An 8,489-nucleotide genomic window follows, 5' to 3' on the forward strand; every position below is an offset into this window, starting at 1 on the left:
TGGTTATGGAGCTACGGCAGCTGGAGTACTTCGTGGCGGTCGTCGAGGAGGCGAGCTTCACCCGCGCCGCGGCCCGCTGCCGGGTCGCCCAGCCGGGGGTCAGCGCCCAGATCCGCCGGCTCGAACGAGAGCTCGGAGAGACCCTGCTCGACCGCTCGGGTCGCTCGGTCCGGACGACCGCGGTCGGCGCCGCGGTCCTGCCCCACGCACGGGCCGCGCTGGAGGCGGTCGCTGGCGCCCGGCAGGCGGTGGACGAGCTGGCCGGCCTGGTGCGCGGACGGGTCGCCGTCGGCATGGTCGTCGCCTGCGGCTCGATGGACCTGCCTGCGCAGCTGGCCGACTTCCACCGCGACCATCCGGAGGTCGAGATCAGCCTCTCCGAGGACAACTCCGACCGGATGCTCGAGGGGCTGCGGAGCGGCCGGCTCGATCTCGCGCTCGTCGGCCTCGCCGGGCCGCCGCCCGCGGGGATCGAGACCCAGATCCTCATCGACGAGCCGCTGGTCGCCGCGGTCGCCCACGACGATCCACTGGCCCGACGCTCCCGGATCGCCCTCGACGCCGTGCCGAACCGCGCCCTGATCAGCCTGCCGCGCGGGACCGGCCTGCGGACCTGTCTCGACGACGCCTGCGCAACCGCTGGCCTCGAGCCGCGGATCGCGTTCGTGGCCAGCAACCTCGAGGTCCTGGTCGAGCTCGCCGCCCAGGGCCTCGGGATCGCGATCCTGCCCGCGTCGACGGCCGCCGAGCACCGCGAGCAGCTGCACACGCTGACGGTCACGCGTCCCCGGCTGCGGTCGGCGCTCGCGCTGGCGTGGCGGGCCGGCGCCGGAAACAGCCCTGCTGCACGGGCCCTCATCGGGCACACGCGTACCGCACATGATGTGTACGGAGTTATCGTTTCGTAACACGTCTATGGTGCTACGAGGACGGGCCGGGCCTCAGGATTCCCCCATCTCCGGGTCGCCCGCAAAGGAAGCAGACATGCGCAGATTCACGAAGGCCCAGCGGCTCACCGCTCTGGGCATCCTCGTCGCACTCGCCGCCGCGGGCGGCGCGATCGCCTACTGGACCGGCAGCGGCGGCGGCAGTGGGTCGGCCGGCGTCGGCACCAGCAGCACGGTCACCGTGGCCGCGACCGTCCCGGCCGGCATCGCACCAGGCACGAGCGTGCCCGTCAGCTTCACCGCCACGAACGCCAGCGAGTCGCCGATCCAGGTCACGACCGTGCAGCTGACCGGCGTCACCGCGGACGCGGCCCACGACACCTGCGAGACGGACGACTTCACGATGGCGAACGTCGCCGTCGGCCATCTCGTTCCGGCCGGCGCGACCGCCGAGCCGCTGGGCACCAACGGATCGCTCGTGTACGCGAACACGACCGCCAACCAGGACGCCTGCAAGGGCGCGACCCTGACCCTGACCCTCGCGACCCAGTAGCCGCCTGGACCGGCCGGTCGGCGGGTAGCGACGGGGTTCCCGTCGCGACCCGCCCGTCGCGCGCCCCGCGCCCGACATCGACCACAGCCAGACGAGCATGACCGCCCCCGTGAGCACCCCGCCACGACGATCGGGCCGCACCGCCCTGGTGGCGGTCGCGGTCGCCGGGGTCGTCGGCGGGACCGCCTACGCGCTCGCCGTCGCCTGGACGCCGTCGCCGGAGATCGCTCCCCACCGTGACGCCGCCGCCAAGCGCCGCGACGCAACGCCGGCCCTGAAGATCCGCGCGGCGCCCGCTCGCCGGACCGTCGCTCCGGGGCGAACGGCCGCCTACCGCCTGCGCATCCGGCGCGATGGGCGGCTGGTCGTGCCGCGCACCTCCGCCCGACCGCGACGCGCGGCAGCGATCAGGATGCGCGTCGTCGGCGCGCTCCCGCCCGGCGTCCGGGCCTCGTTCTCGCCTGCCGCCCCGCGCCGGGCGAGGACCACGCTGCGGCTCCGGACGAGCTGGGCCACGCCCGCCGGCCGCTACCGGGTCCGGCTGGAGGGTCGCGGCCGGCGGCCCCTCGCCGGCGCCCAGCCAATCCACCGTGCCCGGACCGCCGTCACCCTCGTCGTGACCAGCCCCCGGCGCCACAGCCTCGAGATCTCCGGTCGGCTGGGGCCCCTGCTGGCCCCGGGGCGCGCGATCCCGCTCGACCTGCGGCTCACCAACCCGCACCGGCGCACGATCACCGTCCGGCGCCTGACCGTCCGCGTCAGCGGCGTCAGCGCCCCGGAAGCCGACGCCGCCCACCCCTGCGGTCCCGGGGACTTCGTCGTCCGCCAGATGCCCGAGCTGGCGGGCCTCCGCCTGCGGCCGAGAAGCACCCGCAGCCTGCGGAGCCTGCGCGTCCCACCGGCCCGCTGGCCGCACGTCGTGATGCTCGACCGGCCCGTCAACCAGGACGGCTGCAAGCGGGCGTCGCTGGGGCTGCGGTACACCGGCATCGCGACCGGGAGCGGATCGTGAGCCGGCGGATCCGCACCCCCGCCGGCGCGCTCGTCGTCGCGGCGATCGTCGCGATCGCGGTCGCCGGCGGCGCGCTCGCATTCTGGACCGGCTCGGGCAGCGGCGGCAGCGAGACCCGCGTCAGCAACCCGCAGCCGCTCGCGCTGGGCGTCGGCGCGCCGAACGCCCAGCTCTACCCAGGGGGCACGGCGAGCGTGGCGGTCGTGGCCACCAACCCGAACCCGTTCAGCGTCCGGATCGGGTCGCTGCGGCTCGACCCGGAGGCCGGCAGCGGCGGTCTCGAGGTCGACGACGCCCACCGCGACTGCGACCTCTCGTCGCTGACGTTCACCCCCCAGGACAACGACGGCGCCGGCTGGAGCCTGCCGCCCCGGGCCGGCGACGCCGACGGCGCCCTGCCGATCGACATGCCCCGGGCGCTCGCGATGGCCCCGGACGCGGACAACACCTGCCAGGGCGCGGTCTTCCGGGTCCACCTGGTGGCGGGCTCCTGATGGCCCGGATCGCCGCCCTCCGCGCTCGCTCCCGCTGGTGGCTGCTGCTCGCCGTCGCGATCGTGGCCGCCACCGTCGCCGGTCCCGCGGTCGCGTGGTCGTACTGGAGCGGCGTCGACGAGCCGCTCCGCGGCGTCGGCGCCGCCGGCGCGGCGACCGTCAACAGCGGGTCGGTCCCGACCGCCAGCACCGACGAGACCGGCACGACCCTCGCCTGGGGCGCGAGCACCCTCTCCAACGGGCTGCCCGTCGACGGCTACGTGATCCGGCGCTACAGCCACGGCACCGGCATCGAGCGCCCGGTCGGCCCCGGATGCGCCGGGACGATCCGCGAGCGGACCTGCACCGAGACCGGCGTGCCCGCGGGCAGCTGGCACTACACGGTGACCCCGACCTTCGCGAGCGGATGGCAGGGCGCCGAAGGCCCGCGGAGCGGCTCGGTGAGCGTCGGCTCCGCGACGCTCGGGCTCGACCAGACGCTCTTCGGAGCACCGTTGCCGGCCACCACCACCGGCTCGGTGGGCGGCTTCGCGCCGAGCGAGTCGATCAGCTTCAACCTCGACGGGACCCCGATCAGTGCCGCGCCCACGAGCGTCGACCTCGACGGAACCGCGACGATCACCGACCTGCGGATCCCGTCGGTCGCCGACGGCCCCCACACCGTCCAGGTCGTCGGGGCCGCCTCGGGGACCACCGCCAGCAGCGCGATCCTCGTCGACACGACCCCGCCGGTGCTCGCCGCCGCCGTGACCCCGCCGCCGAACGCCGCCGGCTGGAACCGCACGCCGGTCGTGGTCGCGGGCAGCGTCGACGACGGCGACGGGTCGGGGGTCGCGTTCGTCAAGTTCACGACCGACGGCAGCGATCCGCGAACCTCACCGACCGCCGAGTACAGCGACGGGACCCCCCTGTCGCGGTCGACCACGACGACGGCCAAGTACTACGGGGTCGATCTGGCCGGCAACGAGACGCCGGTCCAGACGCTGCCGATCAAGATCGACATGACCCCGCCGAGCTTCCGCGCCGAGGCCGTCGACGTCACCGGCGGCGCCGTCGTCACCGCCGGCACCCCGGAAGCTCCCGGCGTCGCCCACTACCGCGGCAGCGCGACCGGCTCGTTCCGGCTGCGGTTCACGGTGCCGCCCGACGACGGCTCGCCCGCCGCCTCGGTCGGCTCGTCGGTGCTCGCCGACACCACGACCGGCTTCACCCTGACCCCAACGGTCACGACCACCCCGGCGGGCGGGCCGTACGTCACGACCCCGGTCAGCTGGGTCGCCGGCACCACCAGCACCCCGCTGGCCACCTTCACCGTCAGCGACGTCGCCGGCAACACCACCGTCGCGTCGGGCTCGCTCTTCAACGACAGCACCGCGCCGTCCGGCGGCAGCATCACCTACACCAGCGGCAGCAGCACGACGACCAGGGTCGTCTTCGCCCCCGGCCAGGACGACCAGTCCGGACTGGCGCCGGGCTCCGGTCGCCTCCAGCGCGCGACCGCCCCGCTCGCCGGCGGCAGCTGCGGGAGCTTCGGCGCGTTCACCACGATCGCGGCCGACCCGCAGTCCCCGCACACCGACCCCAGCGCCGCCGACGGCTGCTACCAGTACCGGTACCTGGTCTCCGACGCCGTCGGCAACCAGGCGACCTACGCGAGCCCGGACGTGCTGCGGCGCGACACGACCGCCCCGACGCACGTGCTCAGCCTGACCGGCCCGGTCGGCGCGTTCCTCGGCGGATCCACCCTGTACTACAAGGGCAACGCGCCCGGATCGTTCCGGTTCGTCGACGCGCTCGGCGACACCGGCACGGGCCCCGCGTCGGTCACCTACCCGGCGATCGGATCGTCCGGCTGGACCCACGCCAACCAGACCGTCACGACCCCGTCCGGCGGCCCGTACGGCTCGAGCAGCTTCTCGTGGACGGCGAACCCGTCCGTCCCGCCGCCCTACGCGATCGAGGGCAAGGACCTGCTCGGGACGACCGCCAGCACCACCGTCAGCTTCGTCAGCGATACCGCTCCGCCCGCCGGCGGCAGCGTCGGCTACGCCAACGGCAACCTCACCGGCAGCTCGATCCCGGTCACCCTCGCCGACGGCACCGACGGACTCTCCGGGATCGATCCCGCGGCCCGTCTGCTGCGCCGCGACCAAGCCCCCCTCAACGCCACGACCGGGGCCTGCGGCAGCTTCCCCGGCACCTTCGCCACGCTCGTCAGCCTGGTCGGCGGTGCCGATACGTCGGTGCGCGGTGGCACCTGCTACCGGTACCGCTATCTCGTCTCCGACAACGTCGGCAACCAGGCCACCTACACCGGGGCCAGCATCGCGAAGCTGCTCGACACCGCCCCGCCAACGATCGACCGGGCCGTCGCCGTCAAGGCCGACGGCACCACCCCCGGCACGATCCGGCAGGGCGGCAGCTACTACGTCTACGCCCAGGTCGCCGACGACGCGGGCGTCGCGACGGTCACGACCAACGTCAACGCGTTCGACACCGGCGTCACCGCCGGCAGCCTGACGACGACCGGGGGACCCTGGACGGTCGGCGGAACGACCTACAACTACCGCAGCACGGCGCTGACCGCGAACACCGGCCTCACGACCGGCACCACCCCGGGCTACACGATCACCGCGACGGACACCGCGGCCAACACCGCCGGCCCGACGGGCTACACCGCCCGGATCGAGGCGTACGCCGACGTCGTCGCCACCACCCCCGGGCTCGTCTCCTACTGGCGGTTCGGCGACGGCGCGCTCGCGGCCGACGAGTTCACCGACAGCTCCGGCACGCTCCTCTCCGCCCACACGGGGGCCGTCGGCGCGACCTGGACCGCCGACCCGACCCAGACCCGCACCGCGTCGATCACGGCCGCCGGGCGCCTCCGGCGGCAGTCGGGCAGCGGCGGCGCCCTGTACACCGCGTCGAGCTCGCCGACGAGCGCGAACTACCTGGTCGAAGCCGACGTCTACGCCGCGTCGCTGCCCGCCACCGACACCGTCGGCGTGGTCGGCCGCCAGAGCGTCAGCGGCACCGTCCAGACCTACTACAGCGCCCGCTACCTGGTCGACACCAAGCGCTGGGAGCTGGCCAAGGTCGTGAACGGGAGCCTGACCCCGATCGGGACGGGGACCGGCACCGGCTACTACTCCCAGAGCCTGGCGGCGGGAACGAGCTACCGGCTGACGCTGCGGATGAGCGGCTCGACGATCTCGCTGCTCGTCGACGGCGTCGCGCGGGTCACGGCAACCGACGCCGCGATCACCGCCGCCGGGCGCGGCGGCGTACGAATGGGCTCGAGCACCACCAACGCCGTCGCGTCCGAGACGGCCGGACTGCACCTCGACGACTTCCGGATCTCGAGCCTGACGACCACCGCCGCCGACAGCCGGAGCACGAACCCGGGGACATACGCCAACGGCCCGCGGCTGAACCAGCCCGGCGCGCTCGCAGGCGATCCCGACCGGGCGGCCCACCTCGACGGCATCAACGACTACATCTCCGTGCCCGACGCCAGCACACTCCGGCTCGGCGACGGACCGCTGACGCTGGAGGCCTGGATCAAGCGCAGCGACGCCAGCACCGGGCGGCTGGACATCTTCCAGAAGGGCTCCTCCGCGGTCCAGTTCGGTCTCAACAAGAACGCGCCGTTCCTGGCCAAGGACGACGTCGCCACGCTGACCAGCTCGACGACCACGATCACCAACACCAGCTGGCACCACCTGCTCGTCACGAAGTCGGGCAGCGCCGCGAAGCTCTACGTCGACGGGGTCGACCGCACCGGCACGGTCACCAACCAGACGCTGATCAACACCTCGGCGGCGCTGCTGTTCGGGTCCAAGAACGGCACCAGCGAGTTCCTCGGGGCCACGATCGACGAGTTCGCGATCTACAGCGCGGTCCTGAGCGGGGCCACGGCCCTGGACCACTACCGGCTCGGTACGGGCACCGGGTAGGCCGCCTGACCGGCGCGAGCACCGTCGCCCTCAGCCCCGAGCGAGGCCGTCGGCGCTCGCCGCCCGTGCCGCCAGCGCGAACGACGCGACCTGCTCGCCGACCCGTCGCAGCTGGGTCCGGACGGGCTCGGTGTCCTCGGCGAGCGGGCCGCCGACGGCGACCCCGAACGGCGTCGGCCAGCCCCGCAGCGCGTGGACCGTCGTGCGCAGGGCCGTCAGGGTCGCGTTCGCTCCCTGCGCCCCGCCACCGATCGCGACGCAGCCGACCGCGCGCCCGTCGAGGTACGGCCGCACGTCCCCGCGCAGGTCCTCGACGTGGTCGAGCGCGTTCTTCAGGAGGCCCGAGATGCCGCCGTGGTAGCTCGGGCTCGAGAGGATCACCCCGTCGCAGCGGACCAGCAGCTCGATCAGGCGACGTGCCTCCGGCGACCGCGCGGCCTGCGCCGGGTCGTACATCGGCAGGACCAGGTCGACGGCCGGCAGCAGCACCGTCTCGACCCCGGCGTCGCGGGCCGCGTCGAGGCTGACCCGCAGTGCCCGTTCGCTGCTGGCCCCCGGCCGCAGCGTGCCGCCGAGGCCGACGACGAGCGGCCGTTCCCCGCCCGTGCCGCGGGCACCGGCCCCACTGCTCGCGGCCGGGCCGGTCGGCGCCGCGTCCTCGGGCGTCGCCCGCAGCGCTGCGGAACCCGACGAGGACGGGACGTACGGCGGGGCCGCGGCGATCAGCGGGTGGGCGGCGGGCGGCGACGGCGACACGGGACGAACAACGGTGGCACTTCAAGGCGACTTGAAGTCAAGGGCAAACCGCGAACGCGCCCGTCGGGACGCGCGACCAGCGGCGGTCGCCGCAGCGGTCAGCGGTTGATCGCGGCCCCGTAGGCGAGCATCGCCGCGTCGTTGAAGAGCACGAACCGGACCAGCTCGATCGTCGGGCAGGACGGCAGCAGCTCGCGGACGGCGGCCACCGCGACCGGGGCGGCCCGCTCGACCGGGTAGCCATAGACGCCGGTCGAGATCGCGGGGAAGGCGATCGAGCGGCAGCCGAGCTGCTCGGCGAGCGCGAGCGACCGGCGGTGGCAGGAGGCGAGCAGCTCCGCCTCGCCGTCGTTCCCGCCGCGCCAGACCGGTCCGACGGTGTGGATCACGAAGCGGGCCGGCATCCGGCCGGCGCCGGTCGCCTTGGCGTCCCCCGTCTCGCAGCCGCCGACCCGCCGGCACTCCTCCAGCAGCTCCGGACCGGCCGCCCGGTGGATCGCGCCGTCGACGCCGCCCCCGCCCAACAGGCTGGAGTTGGCGGCGTTGACGACGGCGTCGACCGCCTCGAGGGTGATGTCACCACGCTCGATCTCGATTCGGGCCATGCTCCGACGCTACGCCGCGGGCGGGACGCGAGGCGTCGTCACAGGCGACGGCCCAACGCCGCGACCGGCGTCGCGGACGGGAGGGCGAGGCGGGCGGGGCGAGGCGGGCGGCCGGGCGGGCGCTCGCGGGCCGGTGCCCGACGCTACCACCGGCGGGTGCGCCCGCCAACCCCTTCGGGCAGGCCTGTCGGTCGTCAGCCGATCTCGAGCAACGAGCGACAGGTCC

General features: G+C 74.6%; 7 protein-coding genes. 5 read left to right on the plus strand and 2 right to left on the minus strand.

The annotated features are described in order from the left end of the window. Positions 1 to 5: 5 nt before the first annotated feature. From ACVUH9_RS09120 to ACVUH9_RS09140, 5 genes are all read left to right on the plus strand, one after another. Positions 6 to 908 carry a LysR family transcriptional regulator gene (locus tag ACVUH9_RS09120; protein WP_475756092.1) on the plus strand — a complete coding sequence of 301 codons (903 nt, stop codon included), beginning with the start codon at positions 6 to 8 and terminating at the stop codon, positions 906 to 908. 76 nt (positions 909 to 984) lie between these two features. Beyond that, on the plus strand, positions 985 to 1,440 hold the full coding sequence (locus ACVUH9_RS09125; protein ID WP_475756095.1) for a hypothetical protein: 456 nt from the start codon (positions 985 to 987) through the stop codon (positions 1,438 to 1,440). Between the two features lie 109 nt (positions 1,441 to 1,549). Then, complete coding sequence (locus tag ACVUH9_RS09130; RefSeq protein WP_475756097.1) at positions 1,550 to 2,452, plus strand: hypothetical protein; 903 nt, start codon at positions 1,550 to 1,552, stop codon at positions 2,450 to 2,452. After that, positions 2,449 to 2,946 (plus strand): hypothetical protein, encoded by a 498-nt coding sequence (locus ACVUH9_RS09135; protein WP_475756099.1) that lies wholly within the window; start codon positions 2,449 to 2,451, stop codon positions 2,944 to 2,946. Before ACVUH9_RS09130 ends, ACVUH9_RS09135 begins: the two co-directional genes overlap by 4 nt. Beyond that, a complete protein-coding gene (locus ACVUH9_RS09140; RefSeq protein ID WP_475756101.1) occupies positions 2,946 to 6,902 on the plus strand; it encodes a LamG domain-containing protein in 3,957 nt (1,318 codons plus the stop codon). The genes ACVUH9_RS09135 and ACVUH9_RS09140 overlap by 1 nt, the downstream gene beginning before the upstream one ends. Positions 6,903 to 6,932: 30 nt before the next feature. On the opposite strand, the gene ACVUH9_RS09145 is transcribed toward ACVUH9_RS09140, so the two are convergent. Both ACVUH9_RS09145 and ACVUH9_RS09150 read right to left on the minus strand, forming a co-directional pair. After that, complete coding sequence (locus ACVUH9_RS09145) at positions 6,933 to 7,658, minus strand: NADPH-dependent FMN reductase (RefSeq protein ID WP_475756102.1); 726 nt, start codon at positions 7,656 to 7,658, stop codon at positions 6,933 to 6,935. A gap of 98 nt (positions 7,659 to 7,756) precedes the next feature. After that, positions 7,757 to 8,263, minus strand: a complete 507-nt coding sequence (locus tag ACVUH9_RS09150) for an O-acetyl-ADP-ribose deacetylase (RefSeq protein ID WP_475756104.1) — start codon at positions 8,261 to 8,263, stop codon at positions 7,757 to 7,759. Between the last annotated feature and the right edge of the window lie 226 nt (positions 8,264 to 8,489).

It is taken from the genome of Patulibacter ginsengiterrae, from assembly GCF_056269115.1.